General features: G+C 60.0%; 20 protein-coding genes. 11 read left to right on the top strand and 9 right to left on the bottom strand.

From position 1 onward, the window contains the following. Together GSQ91_RS19625 and GSQ91_RS19620 are read right to left on the bottom strand one after the other, a co-directional pair. On the bottom strand, positions 1 to 1369 hold a 1369-nt coding region (locus tag GSQ91_RS19625), incomplete at its 3' end, for a DHA2 family efflux MFS transporter permease subunit (RefSeq protein ID WP_254064737.1). A 143-nt stretch (positions 1370 to 1512) separates the two neighbouring features. Then, a complete protein-coding gene (locus GSQ91_RS19620; protein WP_158823450.1) occupies positions 1513 to 2667 on the bottom strand; it encodes an acyltransferase in 1155 nt (384 codons plus the stop codon). Between the two features lie 84 nt (positions 2668 to 2751). On the opposite strand from GSQ91_RS19620, the gene GSQ91_RS19615 reads away from it, so the two are divergent. The 10 genes from GSQ91_RS19615 (at position 2752) to GSQ91_RS19570 (ending at position 12445) form a co-directional block, all read left to right on the top strand. Further along, positions 2752 to 4029 (top strand): hypothetical protein, encoded by a 1278-nt coding sequence (locus GSQ91_RS19615; protein WP_254064735.1) that lies wholly within the window; start codon positions 2752 to 2754, stop codon positions 4027 to 4029. A gap of 156 nt (positions 4030 to 4185) precedes the next feature. Continuing rightward, positions 4186 to 6102 carry a molecular chaperone DnaK gene (dnaK, locus tag GSQ91_RS19610; RefSeq protein WP_158823449.1) on the top strand — a complete coding sequence of 639 codons (1917 nt, stop codon included), beginning with the start codon at positions 4186 to 4188 and terminating at the stop codon, positions 6100 to 6102. 212 nt (positions 6103 to 6314) lie between these two features. After that, positions 6315 to 6572 (top strand): hypothetical protein, encoded by a 258-nt coding sequence (locus GSQ91_RS19605; RefSeq protein WP_254064733.1) that lies wholly within the window; start codon positions 6315 to 6317, stop codon positions 6570 to 6572. Positions 6573 to 6663: 91 nt separating this feature from the next. Next, on the top strand, positions 6664 to 7563 hold the full coding sequence (locus GSQ91_RS19600; RefSeq protein WP_158823448.1) for an Fpg/Nei family DNA glycosylase: 900 nt from the start codon (positions 6664 to 6666) through the stop codon (positions 7561 to 7563). A 24-nt stretch (positions 7564 to 7587) separates the two neighbouring features. Further along, complete coding sequence (locus GSQ91_RS19595; protein ID WP_158823447.1) at positions 7588 to 7866, top strand: type II toxin-antitoxin system RelE/ParE family toxin; 279 nt, start codon at positions 7588 to 7590, stop codon at positions 7864 to 7866. Positions 7867 to 7897: 31 nt separating this feature from the next. Further along, positions 7898 to 8215, top strand: coding sequence for a HigA family addiction module antitoxin (locus GSQ91_RS19590; protein WP_254064731.1), 318 nt, complete (start codon positions 7898 to 7900; stop codon positions 8213 to 8215). 12 nt (positions 8216 to 8227) lie between these two features. Next, a complete protein-coding gene (locus GSQ91_RS19585) occupies positions 8228 to 9439 on the top strand; it encodes a DnaJ C-terminal domain-containing protein (RefSeq protein WP_158823446.1) in 1212 nt (403 codons plus the stop codon). A gap of 673 nt (positions 9440 to 10112) precedes the next feature. Then, a complete protein-coding gene (locus GSQ91_RS19580) occupies positions 10113 to 10628 on the top strand; it encodes a DUF4188 domain-containing protein (protein ID WP_158823445.1) in 516 nt (171 codons plus the stop codon). Between the two features lie 68 nt (positions 10629 to 10696). Beyond that, positions 10697 to 11077, top strand: a complete 381-nt coding sequence (locus tag GSQ91_RS19575) for a helix-turn-helix transcriptional regulator (protein WP_158823444.1) — start codon at positions 10697 to 10699, stop codon at positions 11075 to 11077. A gap of 186 nt (positions 11078 to 11263) precedes the next feature. Then, positions 11264 to 12445: a glycosyltransferase gene (locus GSQ91_RS19570; protein WP_158823443.1), complete on the top strand. Its 1182-nt coding sequence runs from the start codon at positions 11264 to 11266 to the stop codon at positions 12443 to 12445. Positions 12446 to 12532: 87 nt separating this feature from the next. Here GSQ91_RS19570 and GSQ91_RS19565 read toward each other — a convergent pair whose 3' ends face one another. Further along, entirely contained in the window at positions 12533 to 14536 is a 2004-nt protein-coding gene (locus tag GSQ91_RS19565; RefSeq protein WP_254064729.1) for a glycosyltransferase family 39 protein, read from the bottom strand. Between the two features lie 49 nt (positions 14537 to 14585). Further along, positions 14586 to 16538, bottom strand: coding sequence for a glycosyltransferase family 39 protein (locus tag GSQ91_RS19560; RefSeq protein WP_158823442.1), 1953 nt, complete (start codon positions 16536 to 16538; stop codon positions 14586 to 14588). A gap of 213 nt (positions 16539 to 16751) precedes the next feature. On the opposite strand from GSQ91_RS19560, the gene GSQ91_RS19555 reads away from it, so the two are divergent. Then, the gene (locus tag GSQ91_RS19555) at positions 16752 to 18332 is read left to right on the top strand and encodes a Ppx/GppA phosphatase family protein (RefSeq protein ID WP_158823441.1); all 1581 of its coding nucleotides are present in this window, start codon (positions 16752 to 16754) and stop codon (positions 18330 to 18332) included. On the opposite strand, the gene GSQ91_RS19550 is transcribed toward GSQ91_RS19555, so the two are convergent. The 5 genes from GSQ91_RS19550 to GSQ91_RS19530 form a co-directional block, all read right to left on the bottom strand. After that, the gene (locus tag GSQ91_RS19550) at positions 18284 to 18844 is read right to left on the bottom strand and encodes a histidine phosphatase family protein (RefSeq protein ID WP_158823440.1); all 561 of its coding nucleotides are present in this window, start codon (positions 18842 to 18844) and stop codon (positions 18284 to 18286) included. The two genes, GSQ91_RS19555 and GSQ91_RS19550, sit on opposite strands and share 49 nt — an antisense overlap. A gap of 264 nt (positions 18845 to 19108) precedes the next feature. After that, the gene (locus tag GSQ91_RS19545; protein WP_158823439.1) at positions 19109 to 19819 is read right to left on the bottom strand and encodes a class I SAM-dependent methyltransferase; all 711 of its coding nucleotides are present in this window, start codon (positions 19817 to 19819) and stop codon (positions 19109 to 19111) included. Next, positions 19816 to 20739: a hypothetical protein gene (locus tag GSQ91_RS19540; RefSeq protein WP_254064728.1), complete on the bottom strand. Its 924-nt coding sequence runs from the start codon at positions 20737 to 20739 to the stop codon at positions 19816 to 19818. The genes GSQ91_RS19545 and GSQ91_RS19540 overlap by 4 nt, the downstream gene beginning before the upstream one ends. A gap of 53 nt (positions 20740 to 20792) precedes the next feature. After that, entirely contained in the window at positions 20793 to 22682 is a 1890-nt protein-coding gene (locus tag GSQ91_RS19535; RefSeq protein ID WP_158823438.1) for a 1,4-alpha-glucan branching protein domain-containing protein, read from the bottom strand. Between the two features lie 212 nt (positions 22683 to 22894). Beyond that, positions 22895 to 23914: a BON domain-containing protein gene (locus GSQ91_RS19530; RefSeq protein ID WP_158823437.1), complete on the bottom strand. Its 1020-nt coding sequence runs from the start codon at positions 23912 to 23914 to the stop codon at positions 22895 to 22897. Between the last annotated feature and the right edge of the window lie 121 nt (positions 23915 to 24035).

The raw sequence follows: 24035 nt of genomic DNA, 5'->3' as shown, positions 1-24035 counted from the left end.
GCTGACCGGTCCGTGGCACGGAGTTGATGATCTCGTTCTGGTGAACTGCCGCGCGGCGCGTCAGCAGGGTGGTCGCGATGGAGATTCCGATCGAACCGCCTACGTTACGCATCAGGTTGAAGATGCCGCTGGCATTTCCGATTTGCTCGTTCTTTAGCGTGCCGTAAGCCGCTGTGCTGATGGGAACGAAAACGAAGCTTAGCCCAAAACCGGTGATCAGGATTGGAAGGAAGAGCGTCGTGGGCGATACATCGAGCGTAATGGAGCCGAAGTATAGAGTCGTCAGGCCGAAGGTCAGGAAGCCGAACGTGAGCAGGTAGCGCGGGTCGACCTTGTTGGACAGGTAGCCGATTACGGGCATGCCGCAGATGGCTCCCAGGCCGCGTGGCGCGACGACCAGCCCCGCGGTGAAGGCCGTGTATCCGAGAAGCTCCTGATAGAACAGCGGCAGTACGGTGACCGTGGAATAAATGCCGACGCCGAACATGAAGATGAGGATGGAGCCAATCAGAAAATTCCGGTCCTTGAACACGCGTAGATTGACCAGAGCATACTTACAAACCCACGATCGGTAGACGAACCAGACAAACGCGACGATCATCGCGACGAACGCCCAGCGCAGCCAGAGTGCGCCAAACCAGTCGACCTCCTGCCCTTTGTCGAGGATGACCTGGAGGCAGCCGGTCCAGACGATGAGTGTGCCGAATCCGATGTTATCGAACGCAGGCACCTTCGCATCCTTGATGTAGGCCGGATCTTTGATGTAGCGATTGATCATGAAGAGCGCCAGGGCACCTACTGGAATATTGATGTAAAAGGCGTAGCGCCAGGAGTAGGTGTCGGTGAGGTAGCCGCCGAGAGTCGGGCCAAGAACGGGTGCTACGACCACTCCGAAGGCAAAGACGGCCATGGCGACTCCACGTTTGCGGGGAGGAAAACTCTCGAGAAGGATGGCCTGCGAGAGCGGCTGTAAAGCGCCGCCGCCGGCTCCCTGGACTACGCGGGCCAGCAGCATGAATCCCAGCGTTGGGGCGGCTCCACAGGCAAAGCTGGCGACGGTGAAGATGCTCACACAACTCATCAAGAAACGCTTGCGGCCAAAGCGCAGCGAAAACCAGTTGGAGGCGGGAAGAATGATGGCGTTCGCTACGAGGTAGCTGGTGAGCACCCAGGTCGCTTCGTCGTTGGAGGCGGAGAGCGAGCCGGCGATGTAGGGCAGCGCGACGGAGGCGATCGCGGTGTCAAGCACCTCCATGAAGGTGGCGAGCATGACCGCGGCGGCGATCAGCCACGGGTTGACGCCCCCTGTAAGATCCTGGGTGTCCGGTGACGCAAGCGACTGGTCGGCTGTTGCGGCGGCGGTTGCCATGCTGTTGATCGCTCTCGGTAGGAAGGAATCGAACAGGCCGCAAACGTCGCGGCTTTTACCGTTGGATGCAATATAGCAAAGCGTGTTGCTGGGGCCGGGCGATGATCGTGCAACGAAGCTGCTGAACGACCTGTCGAATGGCCCTACTCTACCGTAAGAGGAGGTTTCATTGGGAAGTGGCGTTTGAGCCGCAGGAACGGAGTCTCGAGCAGGTGGAAGGAGATCCACGAAACCAATATCGAGAGGGGAAACGCAACGAGGAGCCGGGCGATCTGGTACGACGATCCTGAGTTGGTATGCACGATGTGGCGGCTGATGGCGTCGAAGAATCCCTGCAGCAGGATGTGAAAGATGTAGAAGCCATAGCTGATGCGGCCCAGAAATCGGAGTGCGGACATCGAGCAGAGGTGGCGCCAGACTCCGTCGCGGAGTGCGAGTGCGAGCAGCGCTACCGCCGCGAGGCTGGCCCCTGTCAGGCCCAGAACATACTGCAGGTTGAGGTCCCAGGAGAAGCCGTGACAGATGAGGCTGGAGAGGACGTAGACCGCCAGTCCGATCAGAAGGGCCGGAAGGGCGAAGCGGGCTATGGACTTGTCCTCTGGGTCTCGCCAGGCGAATGCCAGGCACGCCCCAAGGGCGAACTCCCCGGCGTGAGTCAGCAGAAAGTCTCGGTAGGGGGAGGAGTGTTGTAGGGAGATCTGTGGCAGGCCGAAGATGACGACGCGGAACGCTGCTGAGGCCACGAATACCCAGACACAAAGCCGGAAGGCGCTGCGCCGGTTGCGGACCATCAGAAGAACGCAGGGCCAGAGGAGGTAGAACTGCTCTTCTACGGCCATGCTCCAGAGGTGGTAGAGCGGCAATGGCGTGGGGATTGCCAGGGCCGTCGGTTCAAGCCAGGGCATGTTTTGCAGGAACAGCACGTAGGTAAAAAGCTTCTGGAGCAGATGAAGGTTGTGCCAGGCTTCGAATAGCCCGATCGCGCTCAGGGCGAGAGCCGTGTAGTACAGCGGAAGGATTCTGAGAAAGCGGCGCGCATAGAAGTTGCGGAACCAGTGCTGGTTGCCCCGCGAGTCCCACAGGCTGCCGGTGATGAGAAAGCCTGACAGGGTGAAGAACAGCACGACGCCGGTCCAGCCTGCAGCCGTGAGATAGCCGAGCAGACGCACGGCAAGATGAGGCGATTTCAGCCCTCCTCCATAGTGGAAGAGGAACACCATCAAGACGGCGATGCCGCGCAAGCCGTCGAGCGCGGGATCGCGGTGCGCTGTTTGGCTGGATGGTTGGTGGAGAGTCATTCTTGGCAAGCGTAGAGAGTGAGACACGGAGAGTCAAACCAGGAGCCATGACTGAGGTCTGCACGGCATGGTAGGTTCGGAGGGATGAACGAGATCGAGGTGGCGGATGCAGAGGTTATGGTGGCTTTAGACGACAGCGAAGACAGGGCAGTCGTGGCCAGAGAACGGCCCTGGATCTTTGGCTTGCTGATCGCGCCGAATGCCGTGGTTGCGACAGGAATCATTCAGGGAGGCGTCCTCGCGTACCTGATGAGTGCGCGTGGAATCTCCGGCCTGCGGAGTTCTCAGATCATCTCGCTGCTGACACTGCCGACCATCATCTATTGCCTGTGGAGTCCGATCACGGATTTCCTGATGCGCCGCAGGACGTGGCTGCTGGTGGGGGCAGGTGTCTCGGGAGTGTTGATGGCGGCTGCTTTTACGCAGAAGAGTCTCTCCTCGCCGCTGGCGATTGCGCTTATGTTTGTTGGCGCGTGTTTTGCGCAGTTGGTGGTTTCGAGTTGCGGCGGCATTATGGGCGCTCTGCAGGCAGAACGGTCGCGGCGTATGGCGGGTAGCTTCTATCAGGGCGGATCGCTGGCTTTTGGGGCTACGTCTGTCTTTGTGTTGATCATGCTGAGTGGAAGGCTGAAGACGGGTGCTTTTGCCTGGGTGACCGGCGCTTTGATCGCGGTGCCCGCACTCCTGGCGCTGGCGGCGCCGAAGCAGGAGGTGATCGTCGAGAATAGCTTCGGCAAGACCATGCTGAGGGTCTGGGAGGAGTTCAAATCGACCTTTCTACGTTGGAAGGCTGTTCCTTATACGCTGACGCTGCTGTTTCCCCTCGGCAGTGGGGCGGCGATGGGACTCCTGCCCGGGGTATCCCGGTTCTATGGCGTTGGCGGACAGCAGACCGCATGGATGAACGGGATTGCCGGCGCGATGCTCATGGCTCTCGGATCGCTTGCGGCGACGCTGATCCCGGCGCGGATTCGGGCATCGGTGGCGTATCTGACCGTAGCGCTGATCAATGCAGCGACCCTGGGGGTGCTGTGGCTGGGGCCGCTAAGACCCTCTACCTACTATGTGGGGGTCATGCTGTATCTGTTTACTGTGGGCACCTGTTATGCGATGTTTACGGCGGTCGTCCTGGAGTTTTTGGGGAACTCGGGGAAGAGTGGCAGCGGAAGGTACTCGATCATCAACTCGATGGGCAATGTGCCGGTCGTCTATATGCTGGCCCTGGATGGTTGGGGCGGTAACCGATGGGGAGCACGGGGGTTGTCGGGGACCGAGGGGGTTGCAGGGGTGGTGGGGGCGACGGTCCTTCTGGCGTACTTCCTGACCCGGAAGAACCCCGGGGATCGGGTGCAAACGACATAAATCGGTCGTGGTTAAGGAAATTTGAAAGTCGAACTGCCGTTTCTGCAACCTGTAAGCAAAATCCGCATCATATAAGTTGACAGTAAGTCACTCACATGCGAGCATGGAGAGGATAAAGGGATGTTCGGGCTACGGCCCACATAGGGGAACAGGATTATGGGAAAGATTATCGGTATCGATCTGGGAACGACAAATAGTTGCGTTGCCGTGATGGAAGGCGGCGAGCCGAAGGTCATTGCCAATGAAGAGGGTGGGCGCACGACGCCATCCATCGTGGCGTTTACCAAGAGTGGCGAGCGGTTGGTGGGTCAGGTTGCGAAGCGCCAGGCGATCACCAATCCGGAGAATACGGTTTACTCCATCAAGCGTTTTATGGGCCGTCGCGTCAATGAAGTGAACGACGAGATGAAGATGGTGCCCTATAAAGTGGTGCCGCAGGGTGACCACCTGGCCGTGCTGGCGCAGGGCAAGGAGTACACCGCGCCTGAGGTTTCGGCGATGATCCTGCAGAAGCTGAAGAAGGCAGCGGAAGACTACCTGGGTACCTCGGTGACCGAGGCTGTCATCACCGTTCCGGCGTACTTCAACGATGCACAGCGGCAGGCGACCAAGGATGCCGGCAAGATTGCCGGTCTCGACGTCAAGCGTATCGTCAACGAGCCGACAGCGGCGGCGTTGGCCTACGGCCTCGACAAGAAGAAGGACGAGACGATTGCCGTGTATGACTTTGGCGGCGGTACGTTCGACGTGTCGATTCTTGAGGTGGGTGATGGCGTCATTGAAGTGAAGTCGACCAATGGCGATACCCATCTGGGTGGCGACAATCTCGACCAGCGCATCGTGGATTGGCTCATCAGCGAGTTCAAGAACGAAAGCGGTCTGGACCTGACCTCGAAGGGCAACGAGATGGCACTGCAGCGCTTGAAGGATGCTGCTGAACGCGCCAAGATCGAGCTCTCGACGGCACAGGAGACCGAGATCAACCTGCCGTTCATTACGGCCGATGCGAGCGGACCGAAGCATCTGGTTCGTACGCTGAGCCGTGCGAAGCTCGAGAGCCTGGTCGACGATCTGTTGCAGAAGTCGATTGGACCTTGCAAGCAGGCGTTGAAGGATGCGGGCATTGACGCTTCCAAGATCGACGAGGTGGTTCTCGTCGGTGGCCAGACGCGCATGCCGAAGATTCAGCAGTTGGTCAAAGAGCTGTTCGGCAAAGAGCCGCACAAGGGCGTCAATCCTGATGAAGTCGTGGCCATTGGCGCGGCGGTGCAGGCGGGCGTGCTGGCGGGCGATGTGAAGGACCTGCTGCTGCTCGATGTGACTCCGCTGACTCTCAGCATCGAGACGATGGGCGGTGTGGCGACGGGAATGATTCCGCGCAACACGACCATCCCGACCAAGAAGACGGAGACCTTCTCGACGGCTGCGGATTCGCAGACCGAGGTTGAGGTTCACGTGCTGCAGGGCGAGCGTCCGATGGCGAACCAGAACCGTACGCTGGGCAAGTTCAAGCTGAGCGGAATTCCTCCGGCTCCGCGTGGCGTGCCGCAGATCGAGGTCACCTTCGACATCGATGCGAACGGCATCCTGAATGTGACGGCCAAGGACAATGCGACCGGCAAGGACCAGAAGATCACGATCACCAGCTCTTCGGGTCTGAGCAAGGAAGAGGTCGAGCGCATGGCTAAGGAAGCCGAGGCACATGCTGCCGAGGACAAGGAAGCCAAGGAGAAGATCGAGGCTCGCAATCAGCTCGACTCGATGGTCTACAACGTCGAGAAGATGCTGAAGGATGGTGGCGAGAAGGTTGACGCCTCCGACAAGGGTGAAGTGGAATCTGCCCTGGCCGACGCCAAGACGACCCTCACGGGCGATCCTGGTGCGACCGAGCTGAACGCTGCTCGCGAGCGCCTGACCACGGCAAGCCACAAGCTGGCCGAGGCGCTCTACAAGGCGAATGCGGCGGCGGGTGCACCTCCTGCTGAAGGTGAAGCTGGCGCAGCTGCGGCAGAAGAGCCGAAAAAGGACGAAGGTGTGATCGACGCGGAGTATGTGGACACAGATCGCAAATAACGCATCGAACTAATTGTGGGTGTTACGCGTAATAAGAGGAGGAGCTTCGAAGCTGGAGTCTCCTCCTCGCTGTTTTTTGCTTTTTTTATTTTCGAGGGCCGGGTGGGAGGAATCTGCTTCTGCACACTTTTGGAATAGACGAATCAAAATTGCAGATTTGGTGTCTTATAAGGTAGGCCTGAACGTATCACGACGTAGAAAGGGGTGCTGCGATGACAAATCAGGGAGCGAACGACAACAGACGCGATGAAGTATGGCCGGGGATGGTGAACTGGGATCTCGGTCTGGGTGGGAATCACGTGAGCCCTATCCTGTGGCGCTGCGATGCGCTGCGTGCGGGCAAGCTCTATAACCGCAGCATGTTCGGCACACGGGAAGAGGCGGAGCACTTCGCGTCTCATATGCGCGAAGTCGAGCCGGACCAGGTGTTCAACGTGGAGTCGATCAGGGCCAACCAGGTGTGGAACTAAGTTAGAAGTTGCAGCACTGTGGGCCGCGGCTCTGCGGGTTTCTGACGCGAGACGCGGCCCTTGCTGCTCCTAGTGGATTCAAGGAGAGTCGATGCCTGAAGGCAATGAGATTCATCGCTGGGCTGAGCGGCATACTACCGCATTTGTTGGGAAGAAGATGCATGTGGAGGCTCCGAATGGACGCTTTCGTGATGCCGACGCGCTCGATGGCCGCAAGCTGGAGCGGGTGATGGCGAAGGGCAAGCATCTTGGCTATGTCTTCGGCAAGGACCGTATTCTGCATGTGCATCTGGGGCGTTACGGCGACTGGACCGAGGGGCAGATGCCGCTGCCGGAGGAGCGCGGAGCGCTACGGGTGCGTATGTGGCCTGTGGGGGCGAAGGCTCGCAAGGAGGCAGCGGAGTCGAGCAAGCGGCATGGGTGGTACTCCAGTGATGATGGGTCGAACCCGACCCCTCCGGAGGAGATTGACTGGCTGGAGTTGCGTGGGGCTTCGGACTGCAGCTTATGGACCGATGCCCAGTGGGAAGCGTTGCTCGCGAGGCTTGGGCCAGACCCGCTCGATGGCGACGATCCTAAGCCGGCATTCGAGCACATCGCAAAGGCGAAGACGCCGATCGGGGTGCTGCTGATGCAGCAGGATGTGATCTCGGGCATTGGGAACATCTATCGCGCAGAGTTGTTGTTTCGGGCGCGGTTGAGTCCGTTTGTCGAGGGCCGAACGGTGGCGCTGAAGAGTCTGCAGGCGATATGGAAAGATTCGATTCCGTTGCTACGTGCAGGCATGGTCGATCGCCGGATTGTGACGACGAAGCCGAAGGATCGCCCACACAAGACGGGGAAGCCGCTGAAGGAAGAGGCACATTATGTCTACCGGCGGCATGGCAAGCCGTGCTTTGTGTGTGGGACGAAGATTCTGCGCAAGGATGTGGCGGGGCGGACGTTGTATTGGTGCCCGGTGTGCCAGGCTGATGCAACGGTCAGCGTATAACGCATAACGTGATATGCTGACCGTGTGATCGGCAGCTTCAAGGACGACGAGACAAGACGCATCTTTGAACGCGAACCGAGCCGACGCTTCGGCCCGCTTGCACGGATCATTCTTCGGAAGCTTCTGGAAATCGATGCGGCGATTTCCGTCGACAAGCTGCGGTCCCCACCGGGGAATCGGCTGGAATTATTGCGTGGGGATCGTGCAGGACAGCACGGCATTCGCGTGAACGATCAGTTTCGAATCTGTTTCACATGGAAAGAGGGGCGTCCCTATGATGTCGAAGTCACGGATTATCACTAAGAGTTCTCCTTCAAAGAAAGCGTCGAAGCGAATGCCTCCTGTCCATCCGGGGGAGATGTTGCGCGAGGAATTTCTCGTCCCTCTGGGGTTAAGCGCGAACGCACTCGCGCTTGCGCTGGGCGTTCCGGCAACGCGCATCGGCGAGATTGTGAACGAGCGACGGGGAATCTCGGGGGATACGGCAATCAGGCTCGGAGAGTATTTTCGAACCGGTCCTGAGTTCTGGATCAACCTGCAGGGGCGATTTGAATTGGAACTTGCGCGGGATGCACGCGACGCTGCAGGGATGATGAAAATTGAGCCGGCCCCCGTAGATGCTCAGGGCGTTTTGCTTGCACGGACGGCTTAAAGAGGTTTGCAGATGGCGACACAGACAAAAGACTATTACGGCACGCTAGGCGTGAAGAAGACAGCAACCTCGGATGATATCCGCAAGGCGTTTCGCAAACTCGCGCGCAAGTATCATCCGGACGTAAATCCCGGTGACAAGAAGGCTGAGGAGAAGTTCAAAGAGATCTCCGAAGCTAACGATGTATTGAGCGAGGACAAGAAGCGCAAGATCTATGACCAGGTCGGCTTCTATTCGGACAACATCGACCCGGCGACGGCTGAGGCTTATGCGCGGGGTGGAGGCGGTGGTAGAGCACAGGCTGGCGGAGGGCAGGATGTTCCGATTGATTTCGGCGGCTTCGACTTTTCCGGCTTTCAGGGCGGCAGTCGCGCGTCGCGTGCGGAGAGTGAGGGCTTCGGCGGGAGCTTTCGGGATGTGTTCAGCGGCATGTTCAACGGAGGCCGCCAGCCACGGGGACCGCAGCCGGGGACCGACCTCGAATACCAGGTGGAGATCGACTTTTGGACGGCGATTCGCGGCGGTGTGACCCGGCTGGAGATTCAGCGCCAGGAGCAGTGCCCGACGTGTAAGGGACGGGCCGTCGTAGGCGGGAGCATGGAGTGCCCCGAGTGCCACGGTTCAGGCCAGGTAACGCAGATGGGCGGGCGGATGAAGTTCAACATCCAGTGCCCACGCTGCGGAGGCTCGGGCAAGGTGCAGAACGCTTGCCGTACTTGCGATGGGGCTGGGGTTGTCACGAAGCGTGAGCCGCTGGAGTTTCGTATCAAGCCGGGTACGCGCGATGGCCAGCGGATTCGGCTGGCGGGCAAGGGCAATGCGGGGACGGAGGGTGCGGCTGCAGGGGATCTCTACCTCATCATCAAGGTGGGTGGACATAAGCTGTTTCATCGCTCGGGGGATGACATTCACGTCAGCGTACCGGTGACGGTGATGGAGGCTGCGCTGGGCGCGAAGATCGATGTTCCGACGATCGATGGCGTGGGTACCCAGGCGGGGCGTGCGCAGTTGAAGATTCCGCCGGGAACGCAGACCGGGCAGAAGCTGCGGATGCGTGAGAAGGGTGTTGCCAGTGCGACACGTGAAGGCCAGCGTGGCGATCAGATCGTCGAGGTGAAGATCGTTGTGCCGAAGGTGCAGGATGAGCGCTCGAAGGAGATTTTGAGGGAGTTGCAGAAGTTGAACCCGGAGGATCCGCGGGAAGCGATGCTGGCGGAGGTGTGATCACACGCAGCATTGGCCTGCTGTAGCTGTAGCATCGTTCCCTCCGCGGCTGAAGCCGCTTTTATGGCGATACCCTGACGGCGGGGCTGAAGAGGTTGCTGAAAAAGTCGATGACTTCACTGAAGACGATTTTTGCTGTGTACTTTGCGTATGTAAAACCCTCAAAGATTTCGCAAACGTCGTTTGTAGGGCCTTCTGGAGAGTCGTTATTTCGAAGCAATTTCTAACTGCTCACAAAGCTAGACTTTTTCAGCACCCTCTGAAGCCCCTCCCCTTCAAGGCAAGGACCTGTCTAGTGCCTGGAACCGGATCTTTCTCTTAAGCCTGTGATGCAAATATTTGTGGGGCGCAAGGTAATACAGCGTCCCCTTTTAGCTTCTCCAGTAGTACAAGCATCCAGAAAATACAGGGGTTTCTAGACGCAAAGCGCGCCACAAACATTTGCATCACGCTCTGCATCAAGGGGTTTCTCCGCATGACAGATATTGGGGGCAGCTTTGTAAGTGCAACTGTAGTGATAGAGCGATTCCGCTCCATTTCGTTCGTGCCACCACAAATTCGGGGGTCCTTCAGCTACGCTTCAGGATGACGGCGAAAAACAAGCAACGGCACCTGCAAAGGCAATGACCTTTGCAGGTGCGGTGATTGCTAGCCGGGTTTAAGGGGTGGCGTTATGGTTTCAGTTCATAAGGGTCGATACGCGGCGCAGATAGAAGGCGACTTCGTCGTCTTTATGATTGGGATGCGTTTCAATCGAATTTTTCTGATTCACAAATGGCTTCCGGTTGTGCTGGCCATGCCGCGGATGTTGAAGGAGCTATTTCAGCATCCTGAGTTGGGCATGCTGGACGCTCGAACCTTTGTGAGCGGACGGACTCTGATGGTCGTGCAGTATTGGCGCTCGTTCGAACATCTTCATGCGTACGCGCACGCTCGGGACAAGGAACATCTACCCGCGTGGGCTGAGTTCAATCGGAGGATCGGCGGGAATGGAGCTCTGGGCATCTTCCATGAGAGCTATCTGGTCCCGGCTGGGGGATACGAGTGCGTTTATGCCAATATGCCTCGTTTTGGACTCGCCAAGGCCGGCGAGATGGTTCCAGCCGTAGGCCGGTTGGAGACTGCGAAGTCGAGACTCGGCGAGAGGCCGGTAAAGGCAACCTCCGACGATTCAAAGGAACATCCGTAGGTACTGCCGAACAGGGGGATGCGGCGGAAACATGCAATACGGTATTCCGAGGCGGTATGCTGAGGACGATGGCAACCAAGCGCAAATCGAAAGGGGCATACATGATCTCGGCTGTGGCCGAGATGTATGCGATTCATCCGCAGACACTCCGCTTATATGAGCGTGAAGGGCTGTTGCGGCCGTCGCGCTCGGACGGCAATACCCGGCTCTATACCGACGAGGACCTCGAACGGCTGGAGTTCATTCTGAACCTGGCGCGCGACCTGGGGGTCAATATTGCGGGAATCGCCATCGTTTTGCAGATGCGCGAGCGCATGGAGGAGATGAACCGGCAGATGCAGGGGTTTGTCGACTTCGTCCGCACGGAGATGCTGACGCGCGTGCAGCAACAGCAGGCGCCGCAGGCCGGGCTGGTTCCTCTGCGCAGGAAGATCGTCACGAAGGAGTAGGCGGGCCAGGGTCGCGTAGACTTAGAGGGATAGGGCTACTCTAGGGCTGCACCCGGATGATTCGGTGGAATGAGTTGTCAGGTCTCAGATTTCAATTGAAACACTGAGAACTGGCAACCGAAAGTTCCGTCTATACCTTTGTCCGGTCGGGATCTTAGTCCCGAAATATTCTTCTGGCTTGGTGCGATGAAGGTTTTGCTTCACATTCTGTTCTGGCTGGCCGCTGTGGGTTCGGTCACCTCGTCGATCTACTGTGCCATGGTGCTGGTGGCGGCTGTGCGCTTTGGGCTGAGACGCCGCCGTGAGCAGAGCGCACCGGCGGACTTTCTGCCTCCCCTGAGCGTCCTGAAGCCGCTGCATGGGACCGAGCCGGGGATGGAGCGTAATCTTGAGACGTTCTTTGAGCAGGATTACCCGGACTTTGAACTGTTATTTTGTGCTCGCCAGGAGAGCGATGCCGGGCTGCAGCTGGCGCGTGAGGTTGGAAAGCGTTATCCCCATGTGGACGCAAAGTATGTAACCTGCGGCGAGCCTATGCCGAAGTTTCATAATGCCAAGGTCTTCTCGCTGGCCAAGCTGGACTCTGTGGCCCGGAACGACAACTACATCACGAGCGATGCGGATGTGCGTGTGGTGCCGAATTATCTTCAGCGCATGGTGCAGACGCTGAAAGACCCGCATGTAGGGTTGGCTTCGTGCGTGTATCTCGGAACGGCCCATGAGCATGCAGGCTTTGCGTCGCGACTGGACGCTGTCGGCAAGAGTGTAGAGATGACCTCCGGGGTGCTTGTTGCCGACATGATTGAGGGCACGAAGTTCGCGCTGGGCGCGACGATGGCGGTGCGGCGCAAGAGCTTTCAGGATGTCGGGGGATTCGATGAGCTCGGGCAGTTTTATGCCGATGACTTTGTGCTGGGCAATCGCCTGGCGGCACAAGGTGCAGGCGTTCTGCTGGCAACGCATGTGATCCGGCTGATGGTACAGGATTCTCCGTTCTGGCTCAGCTTTCGCAATCAGCTCCGATGGATGCAGAGCACGCGGCGCTCGCGCCCGTGGGGACATCTGGGGAGTGGACTGACCTTTGCGATGCCGTTCGGTCTGGTGGGCCTGCTGTGGGGCGTTGCTAGTGGGCATGTCGTGGTGGGTTTGCTCTGGCTGGTTACAGCGGTGGTCAATCGCTGGCTGCAGGCAGGCGCGATCCTTCGCGTGATGGGCGACCCGGAGTGGATGCGTGGGGCTGCGATCTATCCGCTGCGTGATTTTTTGGGATGGATGTTGTGGATGGGCAGCTATGGCGGCGATAACTTCTATTATCGCGGCAAGATTTATAAGCTGAAAGACGGTGGACGGGTGGAGTCGCCGGACTAGGTAAGAGTAAAGAGAGATCAGAGAAGAGAGATCAGTGACAAGCTTTTACTCATCTCTGATCTCTCTTTTTACTCGTCTCTCTGCTTTTCAGCGGTTGGTGAGGATGGTTTTGCCGCCGGAGTCGGCGAAGTCGATGACGTTGCCGTAGGTGCTGAGGTCGTGTTGGCGCTGCCTGCGGTTGTAGGTCAATAGGAAGACGCGTTGGGGGCCGCTCCAGAGGTGGTGCAGGCCGGCTTCGTCTTCGAAGATGTGGGGTGCGTCCGGCCAGAAGCCGCCGAACCATGGACCGTTGATGCGGCCGTTGACCAGCAGTGTTGGCTGGCCTGTGTAGAACAGCAGCGTGGAGCCGGAGGTAAGTTCGCCGTCGATGACGACGATGTCGCCGGGGCGGCGGGCAGTATCGATCGCCTGCGCGAGGCCCTTGGATCCGAGGATGGGGTAGAAGCGTACGAGACCTTCGTGTGCGGCGAGGAGAACTCCGGCCATGCTCGCGGCTATGACCAGATTGGCTGCGAGGGTGCGTCCTCTGCGTCGCAACAGATGCGAGCCTGGGCCAAGCGCGAGCATGCAGAGCGCGACGGTCCAGAGTGGCCCCCGGAAGAAGCCCATGGCGTTGCCGGTGAGATCGAAGACGTGTCCCAGTGAGAGGTTGTAGAGCGCTGGGTTAGAGCTCAGCAGCGCGTTCAGGTCGACTCCTGTGGGAGGCGTATGTGCGGTGATCGCGAGATAGCTGCAGACGAGGAAGAGGAGCGAACCGAGCGGGACGAGGAAGTACAGCGATGCATTAAGGGCCTGGATTTGGGGCTGGCTCTTTGTGCCAAAGGCCGCGGCGGCATGGATGCTGGTATGGCGGCGGGCTTTGGGGTCGGCGGCGGCGAGCATGCCTCCGACCAGCAGCGCGAGGGCCGGCAGCGCGGGCAGGTGGTAGTACTCCTGGCGTGAGGAGAGGGTGAAGAAGCCAAGAATGATGCCTGCCCACAGCAGAAGCGAAAGCGCGGCCTCATGGCTCTGAGCCGATGCCTGGAGCGCGGTTGCGGTGTCATAGCCGGCGGCAATATCGGAGTCGAAGCGCAGGGGGGCTTCGCTGCGCTGCCTCAGATCGCGAAGGGCATCCACGAGTGCAGCCGGCAGAAAGGCCGACCAGGGGACGAGCCACAGCACGAGCAGCAGCCAGAAGAGGGGAATGGGCACCTGGCCGTAGTCGTGGGGGATGCGGCGGCCAAGAAAGCGGGCGATGTGTTCGTTGTAGAGATAGAACCAGGCCCATCCAGCGCGGGCAGGGAGGCCAAGGCCGGCAGGCATGGAGATGGCTGGATTGCGCAGCGCAGCGAGGATATGCCAAGGCGCGGCGAGCAACAGAAATAGGCCAGTGGCTGCTGGAATTTGCAGCTTCAGCAGGAGCTTCAGGCGTCTTGTGAAGAGGAGATACAGCAAGACGAAGCCGAGGGGGAAGACGATGCCGATGAGGCCTTTGGTCAGGACGTCGAGCGCCATGACCACGGCGAAGCCGAGACTGGGAAGGAGTGGAGAGCGGCCTTCGCGCAGGCGGTCGAGCGCCACAAGAAATAGATGAACCGACAGTGTCATCCAGAGGGCGATCAGGATGTCGGGAATGTAGAAGCGTGTGTACAGGTAAGGGCCGATGGAGGTAGCCATCGCCAGCGCAGCGTAGAGGCCGCCACGGTCGGGGTTGTCGAGCGGGGAGACGGTGTTGAAGAGGCGAATGCCCAGTGCGTAGACCGCAAGCAGCAGGGCAAGCACACCGAGCGCCAGCGGCAATCGCGCGGCCCAGTCGTGGATGCCGAATAGGCGCATGGAGCCAGCAGCCATCCAATACATGAGTGGAGGCTTGTCGAAGAAGCGAATGCCGTCGATGGTTGGCGTGATGAAGTCGTGACGCTGCAACATCTCGCGGGCGATCTGGATGTAGACGGAGTCGACATCATCGAGCAGGCCTGGGGTGAAGAGGCCGCCGATCTGTAGAGCAGACCATGCAAGAAGCAGCAGCAGGATCGAGCGCAGGCTCCAGCGTTTGCGTGGGGCGGGCGCTAGCGTGCTGGACGGTGCGTATTTAGCTACAAGTGTGTTCACAATCTGATGGAGGTTGCGGCTTTCAGGGTCGTATCTTTTACGTACGACATCAATGTAAGTCTATAGCTCGCGAATCCACAGCCTGCGGGTGATCGAGTGGCCGGTCGGTCACGAGTGCCTTGCCGGAGGTCTCGTCCAGCACAATCTGCCGTTTGCCGAGGAGATGGTCGACTTCATCGCGTCTTTCCGCCGGAACGAAGAGAAGTTTGCGCGGGCCGCTGCCCCATTGCGCGAGGAGCTGCTCGTGCGTGACGAAGATGGATGGCGCGTCGGCAAAGGTGCTGCCGAAGAGCATGGAGGTGCTGCGACCGTCGACGAGAGAGACTTGGCGGCCGAGATAGAAGGGGATCGACGAGCCATAGGCCTGATCGCCATAAAGGAGGACCTGGTTGGACGGCGAGATGTTGCCATCGTGCTCCAGGTCCTGGATGCGTTCAGCGAAGTCATGCGAGGAGAGCATGGGGGAGAACCGAACCAGCGCGATGTGGGCGGCGACCAGGAAGGTGGCAGCCGTGAGCGCGACGGTGAGTGTGGATGCAAGGTGTTTGCGGCGAATCCGCAGGAGCCATGCACTTACCGGGCCTACGGCAAAGGCGATGGCCGCCAGCGAAGCAGGAAGGCGCAGGGCGGCGAACGAGGGTCCGGTGAGGTCGAAGAAGTGCGACATCGAGAGGGTGTAGTCTCCGACGCCGCGATGCGCGAGCAGATCGCCGATGTCGGGAACGAAGGCCAGATGGCGTGACGTCCAGAGGCCGAAGCCAAGTGCGATGGCGATGGCGAGACCGATCACGGCAAATGCAGCGTGCGCCGAGGTAACGGCGCGTGTCAGAGCGCGGTCGGATTTCTTTTCGGCCTGGACGAGTGCTGCGGCCAGCAGCATCAGCAGCGGCAGATAGACGGGGAAGGTGTAGTACTCCTGATTGGTGGAGAGTGAGAAGAAGAGAAGGATGAGTCCTGAATAGAGGGTGAGCAGCAGGACCGTGCGCTGGGTTTCGCTGGTGGCTGCAAAGAGGCTTCGTCTGCGCCTCCAGGCCTCGATCAAGGCTACGGGGGCGAAGAGACTCCAGGGGAACAGCCAGACGATATGCAGCGACCAGTAGAGGTAGCCGGGGAGCTTGTTGTAGTCGCGCGGAATGCGGCGGCCTAGAAAGCGCAGGAAGTGTTCGTTGATGAAATAGAACCAGAAGAAGCCGTGACCGTCGGCTCCGCCTGTGTTGCGCAGGCCCGCGAGGATGTGCCAGGGGGCGGCGATCAGGAGAAACAACAGCAGGCCGCTGAAGGGACAGAGACGCTTCCACATCTTCCACTGGCCGGTGAGTGTGAGATAGAGTGCCGCAACACCGCTGAGGAAGACGATGGCGATGAGGCCTTTGGTGAGCACGGCGAGCGCAAGAGCGATCCAAAGCGTATATGCATGCCTGCGTGAGCCTGTATCGAGCGCGCGCAGCAGTGAGAACAGCCCGAGGCAGAGGAAAAGCGATAGAAGGACTTCCGGAATAAAGACGCGGGTGAAGAGGAAGACTCCTGCTGACGTGAGGGTGAAGATTCCTGTGTACAGCGCCGTCTGGTCGTCGAAGATGCGCCGTGACCAGCCATAGCCCAGCAGAGCGAGTCCCAGTACTGCCAGAGCAATGGGCAGATGAATAGCGAAGGTTCCGGGGCCGAACAGTTTGAGGCTTATGGCTGCGAGCCAGTAGGGCAAGGGGGGCTTTTCAAGATAACGTATACCGTCGACGTGCAGTGTGACCCAGTCGCCGGTGCGGGCCATGGCCTGCGCGGCCTGGGCGTGGGTAGCGTCGGCATCGTCGAGGAGGGGAGGCGTCCAGAGCGATGCGGCAAAGATGGCGAGCCAGAGGCCGAGCAGCAGACAGATGTGTGAGAGTGGCGAGCGGCGAGGCGCGGCTTGTGGGATTACCACAAACGTGCGGTCAGTTTGGGGGGCGCTCACCAGTAGTGTTGCTTCGGGTATCTGTTGCGGTTCTTCGAGCGTGTCTGTGAGCATCTCACACTCCTGATAAAGAGTCAGTAAAGTATGCTGTCCCACGGGGTCGTCGCATGAAGGCTGCATCTTTGGTGCTAAACCCGGACAGCAGATTTTGTTGTGCTTTCGTCAATTCATCTTGTGTGAGATGCGTGTCCAGCCCACATGATTGCCAAGGCATGTAATCTTCCATAGTGTCGGACGATTTATTAGCGTGAAAGGATTCAACAACTTATGCCCACGTTTGCGGCCATCGACATAGGATCGAACTCGTGCAGGCTCGCGATTGCGTCTGTGCAGCAGCACCGCCTGAAGACGCTGCATGAAGATCGTGAGGTCACGCGGCTGGGCGAGAGCGTCTTCGAGACCGGGGTGATCTCGCCGGAGGCGATGGCCAGCACGATCAAGGCGCTCAAACGCTTCCACAAGGCTGTGCAGAGTCATGTCGTGGACAAGGTGCGGGTGGTGGCGACCAGCGCGATGCGCGATGCGCGCAATTCGGAGGCTTTTCGCGCCTGGGTGAAGTCGACTACGGGGTGGAGCGTCGAGGTTATCTCGGGGCTTGAAGAGGGCCGGCTGATCCATTTCGGCGCGGTTACGCTCGAGCCCGGTGCGCGCGGCAGATGTATGCTGATCGACCTGGGTGGAGGAAGCTGCGAGGTTACGCTGTCGGAGGGTGGGCGCATCAAGGAGATGGTCAGCCTGCCGCTGGGCGCGGTCAGGCTGCAGCAGGAGTTTCTGCGCAACGATCCGCCAACGAAGGAAGATGTCGCGAGGCTGCGGCAGTTTATCGACCGTGAACTCCGCAAAGCGGACCGCAAGTTTGGCTTGCCGAAGGTGGCGCTGGTGATTGCGACCTCCGGCACGGCGGCGGCGTTGGCCGAGGCCAGCAACTCGCTGGCTCTGGGGCTGGAGAAGAAGAAGGCTGCGAAACCTTCGCGCAGCAAAAAGCCTGGTGCGGTGCAGCGCGTGAAGATGCTGGAGACCGATACGAAGTCGGTACGCAAGATGGCGGATCGCCTGCTGAAGATGGACAATGCGCAACGCGCGGCGGTGGCGGGTATCGGCCCACGGCGCTCGGAGATTATTAACGGCGGCGCGCAGGTCTATGCGTCGCTGCTGGAGCGGCTGGGGCTAAAGGGCTTCCGCTACTCGCCGCTGGGGCTGCGCGACGGTATGCTGGCGCAGATGCTGGGCGATACAGATTCGCATGCCAGCGCGCATCGCACGATGGAGGCCGAGCGCTGGGAGGGCGTGATCGAGGTATGCCGCCGCTACGGAATCGACCCCCGCAAGGCCGAGCCGGAGCGTTTGCACTCCGCACAGCTCTTTGACCAGTTACAACACGTGCATGAACTGCCGTCGGAGTACAGGCTCTGGCTGGAGGCCGCCGCGATGATGCAGGAGGTGGGCAAGTTTATGAACCACCAGGGACATCACAGGCACTCGCAGTACATCATTGCGAACTCGGAGATCTTTGGGTTTTCGCCGCAACAGCGGGCGATTGTGGCGGCGATTGCACGCTATCTCGGAAAGACACGGCCGGAGCCGATGGACCGCACGATGCGTCAGGTTCCGGTAGAGGAGCATGCGCATGTGGCGCGGGCCGTGGTGTTGCTGCGGCTGGCGCAGGCGCTCAACCAGGACCGCGCTACGGCGGCGGTGCGTCTGCGGACCCATGTTTATCCGAAGCGTGTGGTACTGGACCTGGTGCCTGCGCGGGGCGGAGCGGAGCTCGAAGTGTGGGCGCTGAAGAAGGAAGCGGCTTACTTCCGCGAGGTCTTCCGGCGCGAGCTCTTCGTCGAAGTGGCATAGAGCGAGCGGACGAGGCGGGGGTCGAGCAGCCACTGCAGCGTGGCGGGGCCGCGCATCATGCTCAGGCGGGCCAGTGAGCCCTTGCGGAGCCGCACGCGCGGGGACGTGCGGTCGGCTGTGCGGTCTTCCAGGGACGAGATCGAAGGGTCGATGATCTGGCTAAGGAACGCCGTGATGTTGGGGTTGTGGCCGACGACGAGGAGGTTCTCGTGGGCCGCGCACTCGCGCAGCAGGCGCTGAAACTGCTCGAAGGTAGCGGTTGGTGCGAGGGCGTTGGATATCAGGATGCGCGACTCGTAGCCGGTCTCCGTGCCGACCAGCTGCGCGGTCTGCAGGCTGCGCTTCAGCGGGCTGGAAACGATGAGGTCGAAGTTGATCTTCATTGCCACGAGTACGTGAGCGAGCTGCAGGCAATGGCTCTTGCCGTCCTTGTCGAGGGGACGCTTGAGGTCGAGTAATGGATTGATGCGTCGCGTTCCGGCGCTGGCGTGGCGAAGAATATATAAGTTCATGCGGTCTTACGTTTCTCTGATGTGTGCTGGTTTGTCGTTGCCACACCTATATAAATGGATGATCGGCGGCGCGAACAGGTTGCGTCGTTTGTTGTTCTCTATTGTAGAGAATCGGAACTGGGGAGTAGTGGCAATCCGGGTGCACAGCTCCGCGTAAGTCTTAGGTGAGGCTGACATGGGCAGGGGCGGTCGCGCTGGCGCGCGATGCCCATGACGCAAAGCGAGCCACAAACATTTGAATCGGGCTCTGCGTCAATGCCCACCTTAGCGACGATAAAGCTGTCGCGAAGATGGGGCGCCCGGATTATCGCTGGTCTTTGCCCTTTGCCATAGCTCTGTGTAGATCACTCCGAAGAGCTGTTCATGATGGGCGATGCGTTTGAAACCTGCGTGAGCCAGTGCTGCCTGTGGATTAGGTAGACTCTGCACGCGCAGGCCGGTAAGAAGGCGAAAGGCAAAGTAGAGGGCGCGAATATAGAGCCGCGCCAGAGGGCGAGCGGCTCCTGATGGTGGAACCTGAAAGTCGGAGAGCAGCCAGAGGGTCTCGGGCTGTGACTGCGTGGCGATACGCTTGGCCAGTTCATCGACCTCGATTTGCGTGAGGCAGTCGAGGAAGAAATGGGTGACGATGAGGTCGACATCGTCAGGAGGGGCTGCTGTAAGGGCTGACGTCTGTTGCAGGCGCAGGCGGCTGCTGGCAGGGGCACAGCGTTTCTGGAGGAGCTCCAGCATCGTCGCGCTGGTGTCTATGGCGAGAGCGTGCAGTGAGGGATTCTGTGCCAGCAGGCGCGCGAGGAAGCGGCCGTCGCCGTCGCCGAGCACGAAGGCGCTGCGGCATGCTGAGAGTTGCGGCAGAAAGTGGACGCGAGTGTGTTGGAGCAGCGGTCCCAGGGAAAGATACTCAGCCCAGCGGTAGAGGTGCGCAACAGAATCGAAGTTTGGCTCGCTTCGGTTGAGAGGGAGCTGCGGCTTCATCGTGCAAAGACTCGCGCCAATGGGACGAGGAGTGCGGGCGTCAGCAAGGCAAGATCGGCGGCGGCGCGCAGATGGATCGCGGCCAGATGCCGTCGCTGCGTGTGAAGCAGTAGAAGCAGGGACGCACTGCAACCGCAGGCGAGAGCCAGCAGCCAGGTTGGCGCAGACGAATGACGGTGTTCGAGAAGAGCCAACGTAAAGCTCAGGATCGCTGTGATACAGCTCAGGCTGGCGAGATGGCGTGTGGCGAAGCGCGTCGTCCAATGGGCAGAGGAGCGCTCGCCGGGATGCTCCCAGGCGTAGAGGAAGAGGCAGTTCAGCGTGCAGACCGCGGCGAAGAGCAGAGCGTCCGGAGCGAGAAGGGCGCGCAGATGTGGCTGGCGCGCCACCGTAGGGACGAAGACGGCTGCGGGAAAGAAGATGCCGACGGCCAGCTCTTTAGGCAGGCGATGCGCTCCTGTTTCGGCTGCAAGAGGCGTCGCTGGGAAGATGTGGATGAGGAAAAAATAGGCGAAGAGCAGGGAAGCCAGCAAGGCCTGGAGGTGCAGCGCGGCGCCGTCCAGGCGATGCAGCAACGCGGCGAGAACGATCGAGGCGATGACGATGCCGGAGAGGAAGGCCCGTTTGTGCCGGTGATGGAAGCGATGCCGCTCTTCGAGTTCGGCAGCGGAGGCTTCCGCTCTGGCGTCGAGCAGGCGGTCGGCGGCATAGAGCATCCATACCGCGACGAACATCGCGGCAACGGGTGTCCAGGGCAGATGCAGGCCGCTGCAGCGGGCAATAAACCAGGTCCATAGCGCGGCTACTGTTGGCGCGTCGAGCGACAGCAGGTGCCATAGGGCGAGTGGTGTGCGCCGGGGTGTCTGGTGAGGTTGTGGAGCAAGCAGGGTGAGCCCGTGTGCGGGCGCAGAAAAGGGCATCGCGCGGTGCGATGCCCTTTCGTGGTTGTTTCTACGTGTTGGAGACGACGTACTCAAGCGTTGGCGCGGAATTTAAGGGTCTTAGTCGCGGAGACATCATGCACTGGCGGATGTTTCCCTAGATCGCTTTTTACGACCCCATTGGTCTCTCCGGATGCTGCGACAATTTGGGGAACGTCGTCCTCGGGGTTGCGGCCACCTTCGCGTACCTGTCGAGCGCCAGCGATCCAGAAGCTCGGATCGATGTCCACGAAGATGCTGTCGCGCAGCTCAATGGCCGCGAGCCGCTCTTCCTGTTCGGGGGTGATCGAACCGTTAGACTCGAAGTGCTGCCAGATGGCCTTCACCTCGTTGAACTGGTTGTTGTGGGTTTCAAAGCGAAGCTCGGCATAGTCGCGTGCCGCTCCGGTGGTGATGAGGAACTGCCAGTCGGAGGACTCCAACAGCAACAATTCACGGCAGAGCTGCTTCACAATCCGCTCACCGAGACCGCCGTCTTTCCACTTGCCGCTGGTGCAGACATCGCGAGTGTAGATCTCGGCGGGGTAGATGTGGGTGTAGGTCCATGAGGTGTCCGGGTTCATCCAGACGTGATTGGTGCCTTCGGCACCCCAGGAGCCTTCGTGCATGGCGATAAAGCCGGCTCGCGGATACTGCTCGAGATATTGTGTGCAGGAGGCGAGTGCGAGACCCATCTCATGCTCGTGCAGCACACGTGCGACGGCTTCAAGCCACAACGGCCCCTCGAACCACCAGTGACCGAAGAGCTCGGCGTCAAACGGAGAGCAGAGCACCGGTGGAATGGAGTCGTTGAAGCCGCCCTGCAGCGCCTGCCACACCAGATGCACAAAGTGCGAGGCGTGGCCCTTGACCTGTTCGGCTGCTCGCTGCGGGTAATAAGGCTCCTTATCACCCATGTCCACACGAGGTCCGGTCACGCGCCAGTAGCGATGCCCTCCGGGCCAGCGCTTCTTGTGGAAGTCGAGATAGTTGCCATCGCCCGGATAGCCCGAGTCGCCCGACCAGACCTGAACGCCGGTGCGCGGGTCGCGCGGGAAGATGGTCGTGGCATAGCGCTTGTCGTAAGGGCCGTCGACGAAATACGGCTGGTAGAGCCGCCGGTTATCGTTGAACGTCATCGGCTCTTCGGCACGGGTGGCTACAGTGCCGCGAAGAAGCTCGTAGGGCGAAGGAATGCGTGCCGACTCCTCGACCAGGTGGGTATCGACGAAGAAGAACTCGATGTCGCTTTCCGAGAGAGCCTGCTCTACGCCGATGCGATCGAAACCAGGCTGCGTGGGGGAGCCATCGGCGTTTCCGACGGGATAGTTCCAGAAGCCAGCGGGACGGTAACCGCATTCCGGCGCCCAAATGCCCTTGGGATGCTTGCCGATGTGGCGGATGTGCGCGTTGACCGCCGTGCGGATCTGCGCACGAACGCTTTCGTCGGTACCCAGCAGCGGCATGTAGCCATGCGTTGCGCCGCAGGTGATGATCTCGATCAGGCCCTTGTCGTTGAAGTAACGGAAGCCCTTGATGATGTCCCCGTCGAGAGCGTTGAAGTCGTCCAGCGCGTCGGTGAAGAACTTGTGCCAGAAGCGTGCTGTTTCGGCGTAGTGATGCTCGCCGGAGGTCGTGAAGAAGGCCTCATCTTCGCGCGCGGCAATGATCTTGCGTTCCACATACTTGGGGAACTCGGCTTTGAATACCGGGTGTGCCAGCTGTTCGAGCAAAATGGGCGAGAGATTCAGATTGCAGTTCAGCGCAATCCCATCACGCTCGAGGTTGCCGAGAACACGAAGCAGTGGAAGGTAGGTTTCTGCAGCAGCTTCATGCAGCCACTCCATGCCGTGCGGCCAAGTCCCATGATTTACGACATAGGGAAGATGGGCGTGCAGCGTGAAGGTTAAAAAGCCCGATGGTCTGGTTTCTGAGACGCTCAAAGGTATACCCCTTCCGGGTGGTCTTAGGCGGAACACTCCGCACTGCTACGGTGGGGAGACTTGCAGAACTCCATTGTCGCCAGTTTACATGAGGGCTGGAGTGCTGCTTTTAAGATGCGAAGAACGAACTCGGTGATGAGGTAGTAGGCCGGAAGGGCGTGGGTTGCATCCACGCCCTTCCGGGTAAGGCTGTCTTAACGCTATGAGATGATCTAACGGCTCTGAAGCGTTGGATCGGTGGTCGGCTCATAGTTGGAGGGAGCCTCCGAGGTATGCACGGTGAATGAGTTCTCCAGACGGAAGCGAATGACGCTTTCGGATGGAATCTGTACCTGCTGGCCCTTCGTGGCGCCCTGGACGATTGCGCCCCCGCCTCCGCCGGCCGCAGCACCGATGGCAGCGCCCTTTCCGCCGCCGAAGATACCGCCGAGTACGGCGCCGATCGCTGCGCCGCCGCCGATTTTGGCAGCGGTGTTGCCACCGCGGCCCTTGCCAGCGACGGTGTACGCGTCTGTCGAAATAGGAATCAGGTTGCCGTGGCGCCGTAGTGCGGTGAGCTGGATGGAGAGCAGAGAGCTGCCCTTGAAGTGAGTGGCGTCCTTGGCCTCTACGACGCTTCCGCTGACGGCAGAGCCTGCGGGAATGACGACGAAGCCATCGACGACGACCTCACGTGTTACAACGCCATTGAAGGGCGTTCCAGTCTGCGTGGTCGCGCTGTCCAGGGTCTGAGTGATGCGGATAGGAATGGCCGTTCCAGCAGGCACCGAGACATCGTGGTAGGTCGGAGCCGGCGGGGGAGGGGTATTGGGGACCGGAGGAGGCAGCGGCTGTTTCGTCGCGATTGCCTGGCGTTCCGCGGGTGTGGTCTGGCGTGGCGTTGTCGGCGCGGCGGGAGTCACGACGGTGGGAGCTACCTGAACGCCGGCGACTTCGAGGTTGTTCGCAACTTCCTTGACGCCCTCTACTTTGGCGGCATCCTGGGCGGCGACGGAGCTTGCGGTATCGTCGCTGACGTTGCCGGAGAGTGTGACGATGCCGTTCTGCACGGCTACCTGGACGGGTTGCTGCTTGATCGCTGCGTCTGCCGCCAGAGCGGCTTGGACGTTTGTGGTCAGAGTGGCGTCATCGATCGGTTTTTTGCAACCGCTTAGCGGAAGCAGAACAAAGGCGCAAAAAAGAGTGGCTGAAGCGGCGGCGTTTTGAAGGATGCCGGTTGTGCGGGTCGTCATTGTGCGGTCTCCGTGGATGGTGCTGAATCCCTTTTGTTGATTACATTACCCTCATATAGATGCACCCGGAAGCAGTTGTGAACAAAACAGTTGTGAAAATTCTGTTCCATACACCGGATGA

It is taken from the genome of Granulicella sp. S156 (assembly GCF_009766105.1).
In the GTDB taxonomy this organism is placed as follows: domain Bacteria; phylum Acidobacteriota; class Terriglobia; order Terriglobales; family Acidobacteriaceae; genus Granulicella.
Note: the sequence above shows the minus strand (reverse complement) of the source record. Positions and strands in the feature narration are given on the sequence as shown.

Excerpts from the sequence above, each read along its gene's own strand:
- GSQ91_RS19620 (WP_158823450.1), bottom strand. The coding sequence starts at position 2,667 with ATGACTCTCCACCAACCATCCAGCCAAACAGCGCACCGCGATCCCGCG.
- GSQ91_RS19615 (WP_254064735.1), top strand. The coding sequence starts at position 2,752 with ATGAACGAGATCGAGGTGGCGGATGCAGAGGTTATGGTGGCTTTAGAC.
- dnaK (WP_158823449.1), top strand. The coding sequence starts at position 4,186 with ATGGGAAAGATTATCGGTATCGATCTGGGAACGACAAATAGTTGCGTT.
- GSQ91_RS19605 (WP_254064733.1), top strand. The coding sequence starts at position 6,315 with ATGACAAATCAGGGAGCGAACGACAACAGACGCGATGAAGTATGGCCG.
- GSQ91_RS19600 (WP_158823448.1), top strand. The coding sequence starts at position 6,664 with ATGCCTGAAGGCAATGAGATTCATCGCTGGGCTGAGCGGCATACTACC.
- GSQ91_RS19590 (WP_254064731.1), top strand. The coding sequence starts at position 7,898 with ATGCCTCCTGTCCATCCGGGGGAGATGTTGCGCGAGGAATTTCTCGTC.
- GSQ91_RS19585 (WP_158823446.1), top strand. The coding sequence starts at position 8,228 with ATGGCGACACAGACAAAAGACTATTACGGCACGCTAGGCGTGAAGAAG.
- GSQ91_RS19580 (WP_158823445.1), top strand. The coding sequence starts at position 10,113 with ATGGTTTCAGTTCATAAGGGTCGATACGCGGCGCAGATAGAAGGCGAC.
- GSQ91_RS19575 (WP_158823444.1), top strand. The coding sequence starts at position 10,697 with ATGGCAACCAAGCGCAAATCGAAAGGGGCATACATGATCTCGGCTGTG.
- GSQ91_RS19570 (WP_158823443.1), top strand. The coding sequence starts at position 11,264 with ATGAAGGTTTTGCTTCACATTCTGTTCTGGCTGGCCGCTGTGGGTTCG.
- GSQ91_RS19560 (WP_158823442.1), bottom strand. The coding sequence starts at position 16,538 with ATGCTCACAGACACGCTCGAAGAACCGCAACAGATACCCGAAGCAACA.
- GSQ91_RS19555 (WP_158823441.1), top strand. The coding sequence starts at position 16,752 with ATGCCCACGTTTGCGGCCATCGACATAGGATCGAACTCGTGCAGGCTC.
- GSQ91_RS19550 (WP_158823440.1), bottom strand. The coding sequence starts at position 18,844 with ATGAACTTATATATTCTTCGCCACGCCAGCGCCGGAACGCGACGCATC.
- GSQ91_RS19545 (WP_158823439.1), bottom strand. The coding sequence starts at position 19,819 with ATGAAGCCGCAGCTCCCTCTCAACCGAAGCGAGCCAAACTTCGATTCT.
- GSQ91_RS19540 (WP_254064728.1), bottom strand. The coding sequence starts at position 20,739 with ATGCCCTTTTCTGCGCCCGCACACGGGCTCACCCTGCTTGCTCCACAA.
- GSQ91_RS19530 (WP_158823437.1), bottom strand. The coding sequence starts at position 23,914 with ATGACGACCCGCACAACCGGCATCCTTCAAAACGCCGCCGCTTCAGCC.